The sequence below is a fragment of the Methanosarcina flavescens genome (assembly GCF_001304615.2).
Taxonomy (GTDB): domain Archaea; phylum Halobacteriota; class Methanosarcinia; order Methanosarcinales; family Methanosarcinaceae; genus Methanosarcina; species Methanosarcina flavescens.
In genome coordinates, this window is sequence record NZ_CP032683.1 from 3048423 (window position 1) to 3064887 (window position 16465).

Below are 16465 nucleotides of genomic sequence, written 5' to 3' on the forward strand. Positions count from 1 at the left end.
GGAAAAATCCTTCTGTACTGTAATCGTTACTAGATATAAACGTTGTTAAGGTGAAGAGGTTTTAAATTATGGAGTTAGCAGATTTAAAAAAACCGAATTTTATTGGTTGCGTAGGATTCGGCAGTTTAGATCCCAGAAAAAAGCAACACTATTTTCTGAGAGTAATACACATCCTCTTTCTCAAAAGTAGTCTTAACTAATAAACTAATTATACAATGTTTTGTAAAATCATAATATGAAAAAAACAAATAAAAAAGAAATTTAAGGTATTTTAATTAATACTTGAGCGGACTAGAACCATATCTTGTGCCAGTTCTTCTTTCGCCTTCTTCTCTTGCTTCAAATTCATGTACTTTTGCCTTAGATTCGTATACTTTTGATTTAAATCCTTCCACTTTTGCTTTAAGCCCCTCTGCTTTTGTTTTAAAGCCCTCTGCCTTTGTTTTAAAAACTTCTACTCTTGTTCTAGATCCTTCTGTATTTCTTTTAAATGAACTGCATAAACAGCAGCCTTCTTTACAGTGTGAGATGTGTATATGTTTTATAACACTGACAAGCCCTATTGCGGCTAAGATATAAACTACTACTTTCTTAAGTGTATTCATGGTAATCCCCCAAAATTATTATTGCATCTTTTGTTTATTAAGTTTATTCATAAAATGATAAAGTTCTTATGAGCCAGAGAAGGCTACTAACCATATATCAAGTCTTGATGTGTATACGTTTTACAACATAAACAAGCCCTATTGCGGCTAAGATACCAATTGCTATTTTCTTAAGTGTATCCATGTTAATCCCCCAAAACTATTATTGTATCTCATTGTTTATGAAGTTTATTCATAAAATGATAAAGTTCTTATGGGACAAAGAAAACTGCCAACTATACATCAAGATTTACTGACTATTACCAGGTTGACATAAAAGCTAAAAATTAAAAAAGCAGTTATGACAGGACTCCGAAACAATTCAAAATCAGTCCTGTCACCTGCTCATAATTATCTTACATCAATTATTTCTCTGGCTCCCTGAAACTTACTGAGTAAGTAAAACTATTGACATTTTTCGGGAGAATTGAAAGTTCCCAGGTTCCGATTGCTCCGGGTACTTCATAGGTTCCAGTGTATTGTTTGACGCTGTCATAGATTAGATCATCTTCCATTGCCCAGACTGGGTAATAGGACGTCTGAGCAGATACGCTGCCACCCTGAGTTTTTTCTACAAGGGTCAGATTAACAGGATTTGAATTGCATTTCAGGTTAATTTCAAAAGATGGTTCTTCCTTTTCCGGGGAGATGCGCACCATTGAGCTAGGGTCATCAATATCAGCCGAAACTTTAATCGTTATTGGGTCTACGGTTTTAGTGTTAAAGGTTTTTACGAAAGGAACGGAAGGAGGTTCATTACACCAGCTTTTATGACTGAAGGCGCAGAAATCTCTATCAGGTCGCTACTGAAAGCGGGTTCAGGAACATGTTCGATGTCCAGTATTTTCGGATCTATAGTTACATCTTTGCTTGCTAAATTTTTAATTTTTATCTTGTATACATATTCCTTTCCTGGATCAACATTATCGAAAATGAAGGCTTTCTGAAACTCAAGCTTAGGCACTGTGATCTCGAGATCCAGTACATTAACATACTGGGATGTGCCGTATTCTTGAGGATACGTGTCATTTGTAAAGATTATCTTAGCATAATATACTCCGCTGTTTGCATCCTCAGGCACATTTACTTCAACCGCAAAGTTCTGTTTTATGCCCGGATCTGCAGTCACTTTTGTCGGGGATATTGTAATCCAGCTTTTGTTGAGGGAGTAGATACTGCCAGGCACAGTCATAACTTTCGGAGCTACATTGAGCTTTTTGTTACCTTCGTTCGTGAAACTGACATTGAAGGTCTCACTGCTTCCCGGCGTGAGATACACAGAATAATAGGTCGAGTTTATTGTGTGTAGGGTGTAACCTTCGTTGTCTGCTACCGGTTTAGAGATATTAGAATCTTCGCAAGTTCCGTTCTCGCAGGTTACATTTCCGGTAAGCTTATCAGGCTGAGCAAACGAAACCGGTATTAACACCAGGCAAAGTAGTAAACATAAGAATTGAAATGCTAATTTTAATGCAATATTTTTACCCATACTTCTGACTCCTTTCATTTATTTATGAATAATATTCACCAGTAATGTTCATGAGCAAGCCTGGAACTCGAAATGACCTCTCCAAGTCCCATTCCCATTTTGTAAGTAATTGATCGAGTCTCCAGATTCCGGGTTTCAATCGCGTATTCCAAACCGATTGAATCACGAACTTTATAACTTCTATACATATAATTTTTATGAAAAATGTTTCTGGCAGTTAACACATAAATCAACTTTATAAAAAGTCAGAATTGAGATTAAGCAGTGCGCTAGAAATATTATTGGAGCAGAAATGAGTATAAACGTGGTAGTACACTATTGAATGAAACTTTACTTGTTGCTCCCTGCGGGATGAATTACTGCATTTGCATGGTTTACTTAAGGAAGAAAAATGAGTGGTCCGGCTGTAGATTGACGTTAACAAAAACCGGTTCATAGGATAATTCCGGATAAAAGGGAAGTTTTAAAGAATTAAGTTAGAACCGAAGCATTACTTTTGGAGAGTCAATCGAAAATTCGAAGCTATTTCCAAAAACAAAAAGGTAATTTTATTAGTGAACCCATTCCAAAACCAAAAATATTTCTCAAATCAATAAGAATTCCCAGAACAAATTTCGTGACATAAACTCGGTTGGTTATTGGGGATTTGATATCATGGGACTCAATTTTGAGTTTTAGGATCAACTCATAAATAAAAAATAGATAAAAAAATAGAAGTTATTAGTAGATTTTTAACTTTTTAAATCTACTTAATAACAATATTCTTATGGACCCACAGCTTACCAACACAACCTTCACACTTAATAGTCATACAACTGATGTAAAAACCAGTCTTTTTATACTTATGTACCGGGTTTTTCAATGCTGGGGTTATTTTTGTTCCTTCGAGATGAGTCCCGTCACCAAAGTCCCATCTAATATACGTCACTTTACCTTTTGAGAGGTCCTTAAACTGCACTACTCGTGGATCACTACTTGAAGCGGCTACTGCTGTATAATCAATACGATTATTCCCACTGGATATACGGGCTGTTGCTGGAGGAGTCCCTGCGCCTAGGGGAGTGGGGGTTACGATACATTTTGCATAGACTCCTTCAGACAATAGAGTCAACATCAACAGCGTGGTGAGAACAATCGCTGTCATTCTCCATAAAGACTTTCTATTATTTTTCATATTTTCCTCCTATGTTTTTTAGTTTAACCAAGAGATTGGTAAGTAGAAACAACAGGAGAAATTATCATATAAACATACTTATTTTCAGAAAATAAAATAAAAGTCCTGATACAAATTTAAAGCTTTATAATGCTTTATTATCCTTTTTAAAAGATTAGAAAAAAGAAAAATTCTTTGATACTGTTCTCAATCGTTACAGACTCAAAATTAGAGATTATGGGAAGGTCATGTAATAAAAAATCTTAAGAAAACTCTTTACTTTAAGTAATAATCTATAAAACTTTCAAAATTTATTAGAGCAGCATCTATTTCTCAGGAATCTGGCTATAACTCGTTACGCAATATCGAGAGTCTTGCTCCTAGGCAGACCTTAACGTAGTATTTTAATAAGCCCTGGAAATCCAATAAATCAGGTCAGAACAAAATCTGCAGGTTGATAAAAGCTTATGATAAAAGCAGGCAGTTCCTTTTTTCATAATGGAAAACATGGTACTATCGGTGCGGTTATCTCGCTCAAAGGAGTGTTTTATGCGGTTACAGTTTCACATATCTTCGAGGGAAAAAGAGACCGCCTGACCGTTGATGGAAAAACACTCGCTGTTACTAGAATTTTAGAAGACCATCACCTAGCCCTGATAGAGCTTCCTCCCGGTAGCGAGATTGAAATCACGGAATTTGGCAGCCCGGCTGAACTTGAACTGGCTAAGCTCATTAATGATACCCGTACTATCCATTACTGCAGGGTAGCTAATTCTGGGGCTTCATTGCTTTTCCTGGGTTTCCAGTGCCATGACATGCCGGCTCCGGAAGACAGCGGCTCTCCTATCGTACAGGAAGGGAAAGTAATAGGTATAATGACTTCGGCAACCCTGGACACCTGCATGGGGTTTGCGATCTCGTCTAAAATTCTCAGAAACCTGAAAATATAACGGTGCTGCAGAATTGAGTCTCTGGAACCCCCAGTCCTGTATAAAGGGCAGCTATCGTGCTTTCTACAATGCCTATTCTTCCGGGCAGGAAAAAGATTTTCCCAGAAGAAGAGGAAGCCAATACCCAACGACCAGGATTTCTGGCCCGACAGGATATCTGCAGCTATGAAGAAAGAAAAGGGTCAGCAGTTATACAGGGTTTTCTCAGACCAATATAATTGAGCAAAATATCACAGCCTTTAATTATTATTAAGGAGAATTCTCTCTCATGACAGAAGTTATATATCTACTTTTTCCTATTTCTTATGCCGTTCTTAATGCAGCCTCTTTTACACTGTATGGAATGGATAAATTCAAAGCGAAAAACGCAGGGTGGAGAATCTCTGAGCAGAACTTGCTGATTGCTTCTCTCTTCGGTCCGATAGGTGCACTGCTCGGGATGCAGCACTTCAGGCATAAGACCCAGAAGCCCATATTCAAAATTCTTGTACCTGCCTTTGCTGGAGTTCACCTCCTGCTTGTGCTCTGGATCAATCTGTGACAGTTCTTATAATTAAATAGCGAAGTCAAGTGGCGTCTATAACATTCGTAGCTTCCAGAACAAATCTTGACAACAGTATAGTTTATAAGTTAAAAAACATAATCAGAGGATGTATTATGAGAGAGGTGACGGATTCGTCCCACCTCGGAGAAGGCGCGAGCTCTCCTTCGCCCTATTAAAAATACAGAATTCGCCTGCAAGGCGATGGGAGATTTGAATCTGTTCTCTCATATCTGTTATATTAGATCTGTTTTGGTGATCTCTTGCCCTCAAAAATCAGCCGTGAAACCTTTATCCAGTCTATTGCAGACCTTTTGCGAAAAGCGGAAATCGAACTTCCTGAAGATGTGGTGGATGCACTCAGAAAAGCCGAAACCGCCGAAGAAAACTCTGTTGCAAAATCCCAGCTCCAGGCAATCCTGAAGAATATTGAGATTGCAAAAAAGCATGGAGTTCCCATGTGCCAGGATACGGGTATAATGATCTTTTTTGCAGAGATTGGAAACGAATTTCAGCCAAGTTTTGACATCGAAGCTGCGATTCAGGAGGCTGTAATCCTTGCGACAGCTAAAATTCCACTCCGCCCGAATGCTGTAGATCCATTGTCCCGGAAAAACAGCGGGAACAATACAGGGACTGGAATTCCGGATATTCACTGGAAGCTCGTTCCCGGAAATCATTTAAAAATTACTGTTGCTCCCAAAGGCGCAGGCTCGGAAAACATGAGCTCTTTGCGGATGTTTAACCCGACAGATACCGGGAATATCAAAAACTTTGTACTCGAGACCATAGTGAATGCCGGAGGGATGCCCTGCCCTCCTTTGACCATAGGAGTCGGAATTGGGGGTTCTTTTGATGCAGCAGCCAGGCTTGCAAAAGAAGCTCTGCTTGAGCCCCTTGACACCCAGATGGAAGGATTGGAAAGAGAAATCCTTGAGGCTGTAAACGCGCTCGGGATAGGCTGTATGGGTTTGGGAGGTAGCATAACCGCCCTTGCAGTGCACGTGAAAACTGCTCATTGCCACACCGCATCCCTTCCGGTTGCAGTAAATATCCAGTGCTGGGCAAACCGGCATGCTTCGATTGTTTTTGGAGGGGAAGAATAATGGAATATCACCTGAAAACCCCGCTGGAGATCGAAGATATAAAGAAACTCAACGCCGGAGACATCGTCTATATCTCGGGAGAAATCCTGACAGCCAGGGATGAAGCCCATGCAAGGATCCTTGAAATGGACGAAAAGCAAGAGAAACTTCCTTTCTCCCTTGAAGGGGCAGTAATCTATCATTGTGGCCCACTTATGCAGCAAACCGAGAACGGCTGGAAAGTAATTTCGGCAGGCCCTACAACCAGCGGCAGAATGTCAAAAATGACGCCACCTCTCCTGAGATCTCACGGAATTCGGGCAATTATTGGAAAAGGCGGTATGAAAGGCGTAACTGATGCCCTGAAGGGCAAATGTGTTTATCTGGCTTATACAGGCGGATGTGCAGCCCTTGCCGCAGAATTAATCAAGGAGGTAAAAGCAGTCCACTGGCTTGATCTTGGAATGCCTGAAGCTGCATGGGTGCTCAGTGTAGAAGAGTTCGGGCCGCTTATAGTAGGGATTGATGCAAAAGGAAAGGATATTTTCTCAGAGGTAAGGGAAAAAGCTCAAGAAAAGTTTGAAAAGCAGAAATAAACTCAAAAATGCCTTTTCACATCTCAGCAGTCTGCCGGATTCGTGATATCAGGAAAAAGGGTTCTGTAAAGCTCTCAGACAAGAGATATCATACATCTAATGGGCTTAATAATAATCATTCTCAAGCTGCCTGAAGGCGATTACAAGGGATTCCATTTTCTGAACAATAATTCTGCCGAGTAGGGAAAGTTCGTATACCTTATCTTCATGAATTACAAGCCCATTTTCTTTTAGCTTTTTTAGCTGGGGCAGGATTGCAACGGAGTTCGTACCAAGCTCACTATTGATTTCCTCAATTGTCCGGGGTTTCTCTTTGAGAAGGAGAAGCAAATCGGTCCTTTTTTCGGAAGAGAGAAGAACTGTGATCAGAGAAGATCTCATCACTTCTACTGTAAAAAAGATAGATATATAATTTTTCATTCTCATATAAAAATCTTTTAATAAATTAGCTTAAAATCTTTAACTGGCAGACAGACTCAGTTCTTTTAAATAAAACTGACACAAGAAAGGATAAATAAATTCTACCCTCAACAAGAGAAGTGAAAAAGATAAAAAGCGTTTTTCCCTGAGATAGAGTTTAGGGAAATTGATCCAGACCTAAACCTCAGAATTTTCCGACCTATTGACTTTTTTACTGTTCTGTTTGCGGAGACATCAGAATCTCAGGCGGCAGGAAGATTGAGATGATTATGCCCAATACCGCGACAATTACAAGCCCCCAGAGGGAGGCTTTTATCCCCACAATGCGGGCGATTTCATTGATCCTCAAGACATCCTGTGAAAGCTCAGGAGGAGCATCTTTCAGGATAGCCATCAGTTCTTCATCACTCAAAAAGATGGCATTTTCCTTTACTGCAGATATCGCAGAGGGCTTAATATCCTCCGGAATAACAGCGTTGTCATCTATGAGGGCAGTGGCTCCTACTATCAGACCTCCAATGACGATGGAACCCATCAGGGCAGTTCCTATAGACATGCCTAGGTTCTGGGAAGCGCTCATAAGGGCAGCTGTCTCGCTCGTTCTTTCAGGAGCTACCTGCGAAAGTACTAAGTTCATTACCTGGGGCGCTATAAGCCCCCCACCTATACCTATTAAGGCAAACCCGGTCAACAGGCCAAGACCTTTGACCTCCACATTGATGGTTGCTATAGCCAGAAAAAGCCCTGCAATAAGTATGAACAGCCCAGCCTGGATGATGCGCTTTGGGGCTATAAGGGCAGATAATCGGGATGCTGCAAGCGAAGCAATTAAAAGCGGTATGGAAAGGGGAAGGTAGAGAAAGCCAGTCTGCATCGCGTTAAGGCCCAGAGCGATCTGAAAGAAGAGAGCCATGCTGAACAGGAAACCTCCAAAAAGAAGGGTTTGGATCATCTGAGTAAAAACGCCTGAAGTAACCCCACGGTCCCTGAGCACATCGACCCTTATGAGCGGCATCTTTCCTTGATTAATGACGTGACGTTCCCAGAGAGCAAAGCACAGCAGGATAATAACCCCTGCTAAAATAAATACCGGGGTCGGGGAAAGGTCGAAAGGGGAAATTTCAACCCCTCCTATGTAAAAGGGCTGACGTGCCTTCCACCAGCCATAGGTTCCTGCCAGTAACACGCCAAAAACAACAAGTCCTACCCCAAGTGCAGAAAGTATTGTGCCAACTATATCCAGCTTTGGTCTCTTTTCAGTCTCAAGGGGCGCATCCAGAATGTACCGGCTTAACAACAGGACAAGAACCACAATCACAACCTCTCCGGCAAAAGCATACCTCCAGGTGTACGCAGTTGTCAGCCAGCCTCCTATAATGGGTCCAAGGGCAATTGCGCCTGCAACAATTCCTCCTATTATGCCATAAGCAAGGGCACGATCCTTTCCGCTATAGTTTGAAGTCACGAGCGTCTGGATAGCAGGCATGACAAAGGTTGCCCCAAAACCTTCGAGGATTGACCAGCCTAAAAACAGTACAGCCATTGTCGGGCTGATTGAAGTCAGGAGAGAACCAGTACCGTAGATAATTAGTCCCATCCTGAATGCCTTTCTTCTGCCAATAATATCTCCGATCTTTCCCCTGGTGATCATAAATGATGCCATTACAAGGGCATAGAGGGTAATGGCAGCCTGGACAGTAGCAACATTTGTATTAAACTCCTCTATAAGTGCCGAAATTGAAACGTTCATAATTGTTGTGTCAATAACGAGTATGAACATCGCAAGCACGAGTGCAGCGAGTACGGTCTTTCTCTCTATGTCACCGCCTCCTGTAAGTGAATATAAGGCACATAACCTGTGGCAAGAAGCTCAACTCTCCCGTTTACACCAGGCACTTCGGGGATAAGAACAGGAGGCGCGAACCTTTTTATGAATCTTAAAAATCGCAATCCATGCCACCTGTGTCTCCACCCCTTAATCTGTCCTGAATGCCTTTCTTACCCCCGGCAGCATGATGTAGATGAGGACAAGAGTGTTCACGATAACTGTAAAGTTTACATCATACCATGAACCGCCTGTGACCAGCACCACAAAACTTAGGCAGAGATTGAATATCGTAATAATTGCTAGGAATATCCAGGCCTGTCTGTCCACCTGCCAGAGCATATAAGCAACCCAGGTCCATACGTAGGCGAGCAGACCATACAATAGGGCATACCAGAGATTGAAAACACGGATTCCAACAGTCGTACCCAGATAAGGTAGAAAACCGAGAAACCGAAGCATTGTAATGGCATTTATAAATGCCAGCAGTACAGCCATAAACATTATAATAGTAACACCAATAGGTCTGTCTATTTCCCTATCTCCTTATATTTGTCCTGGAAAACTACTTTTCAGGTTGTCACTTTTAGCTTCACGATGACAGCTCTAAATCAGCCGATAATAAGGAAAAAACCAAGTGCCCACGGAAAAATGAAGACTCCTACTAGAGAGCTGGTTAGCAGGAGCAGGCAGAGGGTTATGGGACATCAGGGATTCCCAGCCTCCCTGATACAAACATGTTTTAGTCTGTCCCGAATGCCTCTCTAACTCCAGGCAGCATCATATAGATGAGGATAAGGGCGTTAATAATTATCGAGAAATTAACGTCAAGCCACGAACCGCCTGTGACCAGAATCACGAAATCCAGGCAAAGGTTAAATATCGCAATAACAGCCATAAACATCCAGCCCTGTGGATTTACCTCCCAGAGCATCTTAGCCACCCATGCCCATATGTAGGTCATCAGACCGTATAGCAGAACGTACCAGAGATTAAAAATACGTATATCCAGAGGCCCTATAAAGGGAAAAAAGCCAAGAAAACGAAGCGTTGCAATAGCGTTTAAAACTGCCAGCAATACAGCCAGGGCAGCTAGAATGGTAACACCAATAGGTCTATCCATATTCCTGTCTCCTTATTTTCTCTTTGTCTCCTATATTTAACTTGAAAAATCCTCCATCAGGCTCACGTTCTAAATCCTTCAATAAGTGTCCCGATCCCTCCGAGAATAAGGAAGAGCCCAAATACCCACGGTAGAACAAGAACTCCTGCCGCAAAGTTGACTAGGAGAAGCAGGCCTAAAATTATGGTTAGGATGCCGATGATTCCTATACCCCTTCCTCCTCCTTTAAAGGAAAGGACAATTTTCACAACTCCGGTGATAACAGCCCATATCCCTATGAAAATAACGAATAAAGTAAGAACTACAGCGGAACTGTAGATAGGGTACATCAGTATAACTGCTCCTGCAATAATGCTCAGGATGCCCGACAGCAGTTTCCATACTCTGTTCCCAGAGTATATCAGCCCTCCTATAACAGAAAGAATTCCTTCTGCCAGCCAGAAAATACCTAAAATCTGTATGAGAAAGATAGTGGTTTGACCAGGCCTGAATAAGAGAAATAAGCCTATAAGAATAGCAATAATACCTTCAAGCAAGACAATCCACCTGGGTAATTCAAGTGGTGCATAACCCATCTCGTCATCAGGACCGAACGATGTTTCCGCAACATCAACTGGTTGTTCCATATAGCTCATCTCCCCAAGTTATTTGTTCCATGTAGTTCATCTCCCCAGGTTATTTGTTCCATGTAGTTCATCTCCCCAGGTTATTTGTTCCATGTAGTTCATCTTCCAGGTTACTAGCTCTTCATACCTTCTGCAGCCAGAATAAGGATTTGAGCACAACTAAGCATACATTCTATCCGTACACAGAATTTCATGTTAGGGATGACTTATTTCCATTCAGGAATGACCAGAGTCAAATAGAGTATAGCCTTCCCCCTCCACAAAGTAGGCAATCTCTCATCCCTGTTTAATTCATCAATGAGGTTTACTGTAATTTATATAATCTACCCTACCTTGAATAAACCACACCGAGATTTGCCGTTACAATTTTAAGATATTAGTTTCCATGTTAATCTCTTTGCACACCTGACTAAAGACGAAGCAGTGGCATAGATAGATATATATGGACAATTATATATAAATTAACTTATGATTAATTCTAAAAAACGTTCAGTTAAGGATAAATCTCTGATACATATATGCAAAGAAGCAGATACAAGAAAAATTGTAAATAAGGAAACCATTTAAGTAGAATTCCATATCTCAGAAGATCAAGCATGAAACCGACAAATCAACGGGATATTCCCCTTTATATCTACCATGCCAGGCAGTGTGACCCTAAAAAATGCACAGGAAGGAAACTGGCTCGCTTTGACCTTGCCCGCCTTTACGACAGGATACCAAGGCTGCCCAGGTCGGCGATCCTTCTGGATCCGACTGCTGAAAAAGCCCTTTCCCCAGCCGATGACCCAAGAAAAGGAATTATCGTGCTTGATTGTTCCTGGGAAGAGGTAGAGAGGATTTTTCCCGAGCTTGGGAAGCTGAACCTTGAGCATAGAGCCCTTCCCTACCTGCTCGCAGGCAATCCTGTGAATTTCGGAAGGCCCTTGAAACTTAATTCAGCTGAAGCCTTTGCAGCAGCTCTCTACATCCTGGGGTACAAAGAACAGGCTGAAAGAGTTCTCTCCAAGTTTAACTGGGGACATAGCTTTCTCGAGCTTAATAAGGAGCCGCTCGAAGAGTATGCAACCGCGAAGAATAGTGCTGAGATAGTGGAAATCCAGAGTCATTATATTTGATTACTTCTGAAGGACATCTGCCTGGTAGAGCAACGGTGAAAATAGTGACCAGAAAACAGATTGGAGTTATAGGTGCAGGAGCTTGCTGCAGCGAAACAAGGCTTCTTGCAGAAATGGTAGGGAGAGAAGTAGCAAAACGAGGGGCAGTTTTACTCTGTGGAGGCCTGGGAGGAGTTATGGAGGCTGCAGCATACGGAGCAAAGCAGGAAGGAGGGATAACTCTTGGAATTCTGCCCGGAACCCGGAGAGAAGAAGCAAATCCTTGGATAGATCTTGCGGTCGTCAGTGGAATGGGACATGCCAGAAACGCGCTCATAGCTCAATCTTCGGATGCTTTGATCGCGGTCAGTGGGGAATATGGAACCCTTTCCGAGATAGCTTTCGGCCTGAAAATGGGAAAGCCTGTGGTCGTGCTTGAGCCAAACTGGGAAATCAAAGGTGTTCACAGGGCGAAAAGTCCTGAAGAGGCTGTAGAACTCGTTTTCAGGCTGATTGAAGGTAATGTAAAAGTTAAGAAGATTGCCTGAGAGAAATCTATGAGAGCTTAAGATATTAAAAGGGAATATCTGGAAAAGGGCCCGAGAGAGGCTATAGTGGAGAAATGATTTTCGCTCAAGCTTTTTTTAAAAGGCTTGTAATAAAGAGAAGAGAGGCTATAGTGGAGAAATGATTTTCGCTCAAGCCTTTTTTTAAAAGGCTTGTGATAAAGAGTTATGTGCCTAATTCTAATTATGGATGACAGTATATCTTGAGAGCCGATCCAAAAATTTATATTACAAAAGGAAACTTCATGAATTAGGAGGCAGGCTTTGTCTCAGACTGGCAGGAGTTTTGGGGTAAGCCAATTATTACTTAGAATACATAAAGTTATACCGGAGTTTTAGATGCACCTTATCGTAACGGAAAAAAACATAGCAGCAAGGAGGATAGCTGCGATTCTGGCTCCAAAGAACCCGAAGAAGGATAGAGTCAGCGGAGTGGACGTATACCGGTACGAGGCCGTGTCCTCCGATGGGAAGAAGCAGGAGACTGCAGTAGTAGGATTGTCGGGCCATATTGTAGGGATAGATTTTCCCAAGGAGTACAATAACTGGCAGAAGGTGGATGCTAAAGCCCTTATTGATGCCGAGATCGTAACAACTCCTATTAACCGGAAGATTGTAACTGCCCTGAGAAGCCTGGGAAAAGAGGCAAGCAGGGTTACGATTGCCACTGACTACGACCGGGAAGGAGAACTGATAGGAGTCGAAGCACTCAATATTATAAAAAAGGTAAATCCAGATGTTCCTTTTGACCGGGTCCGCTACAGCGCAATAACCCCAAAAGCAATAGAAGCTGCTTTTTCAAACCCAACAGATGTAGATTTCAATCTCGCGGATGCAGGCCATTCAAGGCAGGTCATCGACCTTGTATGGGGTGCAGCCCTCACCCGTTACATTTCTCTTGCCGCAGGCAGGCTTGGGAAAATGTTCCTCTCGGTAGGCAGGGTACAGTCGCCTACGCTTTCTCTTATTGTTGACAGGGAAAAAGAAAGAAATATTTTTGTCCCGACTCCTTACTGGGAGATTCATGTCGAACTTCAAAATGCTGAAGGAGAGACTTTTTCAGCTCAGCACTCAACCCGCCGCTTTCTGGATAAAAAGGAGGCAGAAAAAGTCTTCAAGAAGCTAGGAAAACAGGCGAAATTAAAAGAAATTGAGAAAGGAAAAAAGACGGACCAGCCGCCGATTCCGTTCAATACAACAGGTTTCATAAGCGCAGCTAATTCAATAGGGCTCAGTCCCGCAAATGCAATGCGCATAGCCGAATCCCTTTACACTAACGGTTATATCTCATACCCGAGAACTGACAATACGGTTTATCCTGATACCCTTGATCTGAAAGCCCAGATTGAGATTTTCAGGAAGGGGCCTTTTAAAGAGTACGCAAACGCCTTGCTTAAAAAAGCCGAACTTATCCCCACGCGAGGCAAGAAAGAGACTACTGACCATCCACCGATTTTTCCGGTTTCCCTTGCAAAAGAAGCCGACTTAAAAGAGGAAGAATGGAAGGTTTATGAGCTTGTAGTCAGGCGGTTTTTTGCAACTTTCGCCGGACCGAGCGAATGGGAAACCATGCGTTTGAAACTTGATATTCAGGGGGAGGAATTCAGAGCAAACGGGGCAAGGCTTGTAGAGCCGGGCTGGAGATGGTACTATCCTTACAATGCGCCTGAAGACAGGCTCTTCCCCAAACTCCACAAAGGCGATTCCCTGAAAGTTATAAAGAAAGAGATGCTGGACAAAGAAACCCAGCCGCCGGGCCGCTACGGGCAGGGAAAACTTATTAATATTATGGAAGATCTGGGGCTTGGGACAAAAGCCACCAGGCACGAGATAATCAGCAAGCTTTATTCCAGGGCTTACATCCACGGAAATCCGGTACAGCCCACGAATACATCTTTTGCAGTAGTGGACACCCTTGAGAAATATTCCCCTACCATCACAAAGCCGGACATGACAAGGCTGCTTGAAGAAAACATGGACCGGATTGCCGAGGGCGAGATCAAAGAGGCTGAGGTGCTTGAGGAATCACGGGAGATGTTAAAGCAGGTCTTCTCGGAACTTGACAAAAACCGGGACAAAATCGTGGAATCCCTCCAGGCAGGTCTCAGGGAAGACAAGATTATAGGCATCTGCTCAGGCTGCGGAAACGAACTTATGATCCGGCGTTCGAAAAGAGGAGGCCGTTTTATAGGCTGCAGCAACTATCCAAACTGTACCTTTTCCCTTCCCCTGCCAAAAAGCGGACAGATCGTGGTTATTGACAAGATGTGTGAAACCCATGGCTTGCATCACATCCGCATAATCAATTCAGGTAAACGTCCCTGGGATCTCGGCTGCCCGCAGTGCAATTTCATAGAATGGCAAAAAACCCAGGAGGAAGAGCAGGCTCAGCAGCCGAAAAAAGAGCGCCCGAAATCAATCAAGGATCTCGAAGGCGTGGGAAAAGCCACAGCCGGGAAACTGGAAGAAGCCGGAATTACAAGCGTGGAAGCCCTGGCAGAAGCCGATCCTGTAGAACTTGCAAAAACAATAAAGATCAGCGTAAAGAAGGTTAAAAACTGGCAGGTCTCGTGCAACAGTACAGTTGAACGCAACGGTACAGTTGAGGACAACGGCGCAGTTGAGGACGCATGAAAATTGTCTTAACTGACGTCAGTTTTTTTATTTTTGGCTGTTTTTATAGCCGGTTATAAATTTGAACCTTAATTCTTGATCCGTGCGACCTTATTCACCTTATCTGGTCGCTTTTGCCACGCTCGACGAAGGAGAGCGGCTTTTACCAGAAAAGATAGAAAACACAATAGAAAGGTTCCTTAGCTGGATAGATCATGTAAATGAGCGTTTCCAGATATGAAATCAGAGAAGTATCGTACCCAGGAGTTGTAATGTTAGCAGCAGGAAATTAAATCAAATTTTAAATCAATTTTTTGATTAACTCCTGAATTACTTATATCCTCTTTTTCTAAATATTAAAGCTATAGTTGTAATTGCAATAATTGCTAGCACAAAACCTCTAAACGGCAATTCTTGAGCTGGACTGTTTGCTGAACCGTTTATTGTATTATTCTCTGGATCAACAACATGTATATTTTCTTTACCATTTGAATTTGCAATGTTACCAGTTAATATATTGTTCCTGCTTGAGTTATTAATGTTTATGCCATATCCCATATTATTTGATGCATTATTGTGATCCAACCTATTATCACTCGATTCGACTAAATATATCCCGTTATTATTGTTAAAACTTGCAGTATTATTGTATAGTGTGTTTTCTGCACTATACTCAAGATCTATACCACTCCAGTCATTTAATTTTACAACGTTGTTAATCAGAGAACTGCAGTTTGATTCGATAAGTAAAATTCCTGAAAAAGTGTTTGATATGGTATTATTTACGATTGTGTTGTTTTCACAATAAACCAAATCAATTCCAGATCTGGAATAATTGACAGTATTATTGCTTATTTCATTATTATTACTGAATGTGTATATAAATATACCTTGATGTTTGATCGCATTTATGAGGTTATTATCCACCTTATTTTTGCTGGAGTTCCAAAGGAAAATCCCACCAATGGTACTCATGTACGCACTATTATCGGTAAGTGTATTGTTGTATGAGTCAAGTAAAGAAATGCCATAACCGTTTGAAGAGAAATTATTATTTTTTATGACACTGTTGTTTACACCCTCAAAATAAATTCCGGCTTTATCATCTCCATACTGGTCTGTTCCAGCACCGCTTATTCCAAAGCCGCTAATGGTCACGTTATCTGCTATAATATTGAATACGTTATCTTCAGAGTTAGCGGCATGAATAATAGTATCAACCGGATTTTCAGAGAGAGAAGTAATTGTTAATTCTTTATTTACATATACATTTTCCGTATAATTGCCTGGATAAACGAGAACTGTATCACCATTAGTTGCATTGTCAACAGCATCCTGTATGCTTTTATAATTTGCTCCCTCAATATCGTCATCTACTGTGATTGTAACCGCTTCAGCGCATGAAATCGTTGCCACTATAAAAAATGTCATTAAAAAAGAAAGTATATTCCTCATTTATATCTCCTATCCAGTATGTGCATGTAATATATGCAGTCTACTAATAATGTAATTAAAACTTCGATGGGGTTTTAATTGGCTAAATAAAAATTAAGAGATAATTGTCATTATTGTGAGGCAATTATCTCGTCAAAATTTATTGGAATCCAGCCACAGTAGTTTTAGTAGACTGAACATGTTGGATATTATTGCAAGTACTATTTCCGTGGACACCATCGTTAGAAGAGAACCTACATCTCATTACACTGTCAGTCACCCATCCACCAGTCATTGTGGAAT

The 16465-nt window shown here is 41.7% G+C and carries 20 protein-coding genes; 9 read left to right on the forward strand and 11 right to left on the reverse strand.

All coding sequences use genetic code 11. The features are described from left to right. Window positions 1–275 precede the first annotated feature (275 nt). The 5 genes from AOB57_RS13325 to AOB57_RS13345 form a co-directional block, all read right to left on the reverse strand. Window positions 276–605 carry a hypothetical protein gene (locus tag AOB57_RS13325; protein WP_054299530.1) on the reverse strand — a complete coding sequence of 110 codons (330 nt, stop codon included), beginning with the start codon at window positions 603–605 and terminating at the stop codon, window positions 276–278. A gap of 404 nt (window positions 606–1009) precedes the next feature. Beyond that, complete coding sequence (locus AOB57_RS13330) at window positions 1010–1303, reverse strand: hypothetical protein (RefSeq protein WP_054299531.1); 294 nt, start codon at window positions 1301–1303, stop codon at window positions 1010–1012. A gap of 71 nt (window positions 1304–1374) precedes the next feature. Continuing rightward, window positions 1375–2073: a COG1470 family protein gene (locus AOB57_RS13335; protein ID WP_167829633.1), complete on the reverse strand. Its 699-nt coding sequence runs from the start codon at window positions 2071–2073 to the stop codon at window positions 1375–1377. A gap of 95 nt (window positions 2074–2168) precedes the next feature. Further along, the gene (locus AOB57_RS13340) at window positions 2169–2321 is read right to left on the reverse strand and encodes a hypothetical protein (protein ID WP_167829634.1); all 153 of its coding nucleotides are present in this window, start codon (window positions 2319–2321) and stop codon (window positions 2169–2171) included. Window positions 2322–2878: 557 nt separating this feature from the next. Beyond that, a complete protein-coding gene (locus AOB57_RS13345) occupies window positions 2879–3307 on the reverse strand; it encodes a PKD domain-containing protein (protein ID WP_054299533.1) in 429 nt (142 codons plus the stop codon). Between the two features lie 446 nt (window positions 3308–3753). Here AOB57_RS13345 and AOB57_RS13350 point away from each other — a divergent pair, with 446 nt between their 5' ends. From AOB57_RS13350 to AOB57_RS13370, 5 genes are all read left to right on the forward strand, one after another. After that, window positions 3754–4236, forward strand: a complete 483-nt coding sequence (locus tag AOB57_RS13350) for a hypothetical protein (protein ID WP_054299534.1) — start codon at window positions 3754–3756, stop codon at window positions 4234–4236. 56 nt (window positions 4237–4292) lie between these two features. Further along, on the forward strand, window positions 4293–4454 hold the full coding sequence (locus AOB57_RS13355) for a hypothetical protein (RefSeq protein ID WP_167829635.1): 162 nt from the start codon (window positions 4293–4295) through the stop codon (window positions 4452–4454). A 50-nt stretch (window positions 4455–4504) separates the two neighbouring features. Next, window positions 4505–4777 carry a DUF1294 domain-containing protein gene (locus AOB57_RS13360; RefSeq protein WP_054299535.1) on the forward strand — a complete coding sequence of 91 codons (273 nt, stop codon included), beginning with the start codon at window positions 4505–4507 and terminating at the stop codon, window positions 4775–4777. A 263-nt stretch (window positions 4778–5040) separates the two neighbouring features. Next, on the forward strand, window positions 5041–5883 hold the full coding sequence (locus tag AOB57_RS13365; protein ID WP_054299536.1) for a fumarate hydratase: 843 nt from the start codon (window positions 5041–5043) through the stop codon (window positions 5881–5883). Beyond that, the gene (locus AOB57_RS13370; RefSeq protein ID WP_054299537.1) at window positions 5883–6458 is read left to right on the forward strand and encodes a FumA C-terminus/TtdB family hydratase beta subunit; all 576 of its coding nucleotides are present in this window, start codon (window positions 5883–5885) and stop codon (window positions 6456–6458) included. The genes AOB57_RS13365 and AOB57_RS13370 overlap by 1 nt, the downstream gene beginning before the upstream one ends. Before the next feature lie 105 nt (window positions 6459–6563). Here the strand turns inward: AOB57_RS13370 and AOB57_RS13375 are convergent, their stop codons facing one another. From AOB57_RS13375 to AOB57_RS13395, 5 genes are all read right to left on the reverse strand, one after another. Beyond that, window positions 6564–6878, reverse strand: a complete 315-nt coding sequence (locus AOB57_RS13375; protein ID WP_082384297.1) for an ArsR family transcriptional regulator — start codon at window positions 6876–6878, stop codon at window positions 6564–6566. Window positions 6879–7089: 211 nt separating this feature from the next. Next, window positions 7090–8658 (reverse strand): MFS transporter, encoded by a 1569-nt coding sequence (locus tag AOB57_RS13380; RefSeq protein WP_226999714.1) that lies wholly within the window; start codon window positions 8656–8658, stop codon window positions 7090–7092. 195 nt (window positions 8659–8853) lie between these two features. Next, window positions 8854–9207 (reverse strand): hypothetical protein, encoded by a 354-nt coding sequence (locus tag AOB57_RS13385; RefSeq protein ID WP_226999521.1) that lies wholly within the window; start codon window positions 9205–9207, stop codon window positions 8854–8856. A 238-nt stretch (window positions 9208–9445) separates the two neighbouring features. Continuing rightward, a complete protein-coding gene (locus AOB57_RS13390) occupies window positions 9446–9826 on the reverse strand; it encodes a hypothetical protein (RefSeq protein ID WP_054299540.1) in 381 nt (126 codons plus the stop codon). 62 nt (window positions 9827–9888) lie between these two features. Next, complete coding sequence (locus tag AOB57_RS13395) at window positions 9889–10452, reverse strand: HdeD family acid-resistance protein (protein ID WP_054299562.1); 564 nt, start codon at window positions 10450–10452, stop codon at window positions 9889–9891. Window positions 10453–11048: 596 nt separating this feature from the next. On the opposite strand from AOB57_RS13395, the gene AOB57_RS13400 reads away from it, so the two are divergent. The 4 genes from AOB57_RS13400 (at window position 11049) to AOB57_RS13415 (ending at window position 14969) form a co-directional block, all read left to right on the forward strand. Next, window positions 11049–11570: a DUF367 family protein gene (locus tag AOB57_RS13400; protein WP_054299541.1), complete on the forward strand. Its 522-nt coding sequence runs from the start codon at window positions 11049–11051 to the stop codon at window positions 11568–11570. Window positions 11571–11605: 35 nt separating this feature from the next. Next, on the forward strand, window positions 11606–12097 hold the full coding sequence (locus AOB57_RS13405) for a TIGR00725 family protein (protein WP_054299563.1): 492 nt from the start codon (window positions 11606–11608) through the stop codon (window positions 12095–12097). A 357-nt stretch (window positions 12098–12454) separates the two neighbouring features. Further along, entirely contained in the window at window positions 12455–14749 is a 2295-nt protein-coding gene (locus tag AOB57_RS13410) for a DNA topoisomerase I (RefSeq protein WP_054299542.1), read from the forward strand. Window positions 14750–14831: 82 nt separating this feature from the next. Beyond that, a complete protein-coding gene (locus tag AOB57_RS13415; protein WP_167829636.1) occupies window positions 14832–14969 on the forward strand; it encodes a hypothetical protein in 138 nt (45 codons plus the stop codon). An 89-nt stretch (window positions 14970–15058) separates the two neighbouring features. Here the strand turns inward: AOB57_RS13415 and AOB57_RS13420 are convergent, their stop codons facing one another. Beyond that, entirely contained in the window at window positions 15059–16183 is a 1125-nt protein-coding gene (locus AOB57_RS13420) for a right-handed parallel beta-helix repeat-containing protein (RefSeq protein ID WP_054299543.1), read from the reverse strand. Window positions 16184–16465 lie beyond the last annotated feature (282 nt).

Bases quoted from the DNA above. Each gene is read 5' to 3' on its own strand.
- AOB57_RS13360 (WP_054299535.1), top strand. From the start codon at position 4,505: ATGACAGAAGTTATATATCTACTTTTTCCTATTTCTTATGCCGTTCTT.
- AOB57_RS13390 (WP_054299540.1), bottom strand. From the start codon at position 9,826: ATGGATAGACCTATTGGTGTTACCATTCTAGCTGCCCTGGCTGTATTG.
- AOB57_RS13395 (WP_054299562.1), bottom strand. From the start codon at position 10,452: ATGGAACAACCAGTTGATGTTGCGGAAACATCGTTCGGTCCTGATGAC.
- AOB57_RS13375 (WP_082384297.1), bottom strand. From the start codon at position 6,878: ATGAAAAATTATATATCTATCTTTTTTACAGTAGAAGTGATGAGATCT.
- AOB57_RS13380 (WP_226999714.1), bottom strand. From the start codon at position 8,658: ATGTTCATACTCGTTATTGACACAACAATTATGAACGTTTCAATTTCG.
- AOB57_RS13345 (WP_054299533.1), bottom strand. From the start codon at position 3,307: ATGAAAAATAATAGAAAGTCTTTATGGAGAATGACAGCGATTGTTCTC.
- AOB57_RS13420 (WP_054299543.1), bottom strand. From the start codon at position 16,183: ATGAGGAATATACTTTCTTTTTTAATGACATTTTTTATAGTGGCAACG.
- AOB57_RS13350 (WP_054299534.1), top strand. From the start codon at position 3,754: ATGATAAAAGCAGGCAGTTCCTTTTTTCATAATGGAAAACATGGTACT.
- AOB57_RS13400 (WP_054299541.1), top strand. From the start codon at position 11,049: ATGAAACCGACAAATCAACGGGATATTCCCCTTTATATCTACCATGCC.
- AOB57_RS13410 (WP_054299542.1), top strand. From the start codon at position 12,455: ATGCACCTTATCGTAACGGAAAAAAACATAGCAGCAAGGAGGATAGCT.
- AOB57_RS13330 (WP_054299531.1), bottom strand. From the start codon at position 1,303: ATGGTGCGCATCTCCCCGGAAAAGGAAGAACCATCTTTTGAAATTAAC.
- AOB57_RS13340 (WP_167829634.1), bottom strand. From the start codon at position 2,321: ATGTATAGAAGTTATAAAGTTCGTGATTCAATCGGTTTGGAATACGCG.
- AOB57_RS13325 (WP_054299530.1), bottom strand. From the start codon at position 605: ATGAATACACTTAAGAAAGTAGTAGTTTATATCTTAGCCGCAATAGGG.
- AOB57_RS13385 (WP_226999521.1), bottom strand. From the start codon at position 9,207: ATGTTTATGGCTGTACTGCTGGCATTTATAAATGCCATTACAATGCTT.
- AOB57_RS13370 (WP_054299537.1), top strand. From the start codon at position 5,883: ATGGAATATCACCTGAAAACCCCGCTGGAGATCGAAGATATAAAGAAA.